This window comes from Amycolatopsis sp. cmx-4-83 (assembly GCF_046548815.1).
GTDB classification, from domain to species: domain Bacteria; phylum Actinomycetota; class Actinomycetes; order Mycobacteriales; family Pseudonocardiaceae; genus Amycolatopsis; species Amycolatopsis pretoriensis_A.
The window spans coordinates 1-1,358 of the sequence record NZ_JAEBEF010000031.1 but is presented as its reverse complement, the minus strand read 5'-3'; the positions used below and the strand labels follow the sequence as shown (position 1 = coordinate 1,358).

The 1,358-nt window shown below is 55.0% G+C and carries 2 rRNA genes; both read right to left on the bottom strand.

Features of this window, described 5'->3' with window-relative positions:
• Nucleotides 1–117 (bottom strand): 5S ribosomal RNA (gene rrf / locus ACLJQM_RS48170).
• A 70-nt stretch (nucleotides 118–187) separates the two neighbouring features.
• Nucleotides 188–1,358: ribosomal RNA gene (locus tag ACLJQM_RS48165) — 23S ribosomal RNA — on the bottom strand; the annotation flags it as partial.

Genomic DNA, 1,358 nt, shown 5'->3' with positions numbered 1-1,358 from the left:
GTTCGGCGGTGTCCTACTCTCCCACAACCCTTCGGTTGCAGTACCATCGGCGCTGTCAAGCTTAGCTTCCGGGTTCGGAATGGGACCGGGCGTTTCCCTGACGCTAAAACCACCGAAACACTCCGAAACAACACACGCCATACTAGCGTGGTGTTTCAGAACCGTAGAGTGGATGCGCAACATCTTCGTAGACAAGTCCTCGGCCTATTAGTACCAGTCAACTCGACAACACATTACTGTGCTTCCATTTCTGGCCTATCAACCCAATGGTCTCTTGGGAGCCTTAACCCACAAAGGGGTGGGATACCTCATCTTGGAACAGGCTTCCCGCTTAGATGCCTTCAGCGGTTATCCCTTCCGAACGTGGCCAACCAGCCATGCCCTTGGCAGAACAACTGGCACACCAGAGGTTCGTCCGTCCCGGTCCTCTCGTACTAGGGACAGCCTTCCTCAAGTATCCTACGCGCGCGGCGGATAGGGACCGAACTGTCTCACGACGTTCTAAACCCAGCTCGCGTGCCGCTTTAATGGGCGAACAGCCCAACCCTTGGGACCTACTCCGGCCCCAGGATGCGACGAGCCGACATCGAGGTGCCAAACCATGCCGTCGATATGGACTCTTGGGCAAGATCAGCCTGTTATCCCCGGGGTACCTTTTATCCGTTGAGCGACACCCCTTCCACCAGGAGGTGCCGGATCACTAGTCCCGACTTTCGTCCCTGCTCGACATGTCTGTCTCACAGTCAAGCTCCCTTGTGCACTTGCACTCAACACCTGATTGCCAACCAGGCTGAGGGAACCTTTGGGCGCCTCCGTTACTCTTTAGGAGGCAACCGCCCCAGTTAAACTACCCATCAGGCACTGTCCCTGAACCAGATCATGGCCCGAGGTTCAGATTCCCAATTCGACCAGAGTGGTATTTCAACAACGACTCCACAGTAACTAGCGTCACCGCTTCACAGTCTCCCACCTATCCTACACAAGCCGAACCGAAAACCAATACCAAACTATAGTAAAGGTCCCGGGGTCTTTCCGTCCTGCCGCGCGTAACGAGCATCTTTACTCGTAGTGCAATTTCGCCGGGCCTGTGGTTGAGACAGCCGGAAAGTCGTTACGCCATTCGTGCAGGTCGGAACTTACCCGACAAGGAATTTCGCTACCTTAGGATGGTTATAGTTACCACCGCCGTTTACTGGCGCTTAAATTCTCAGCTTCGCCATTACTGGCTAACCGGTCCTCTTAACGTTCCAGCACCGGGCAGGCGTCAGTCCATATACATCGTCTTGCGACTTCGCATGGACCTGTGTTTTTAGTAAACAGTCGCTTTCCGCTGGTCTCTGCGGCCACCCACCCCTAGC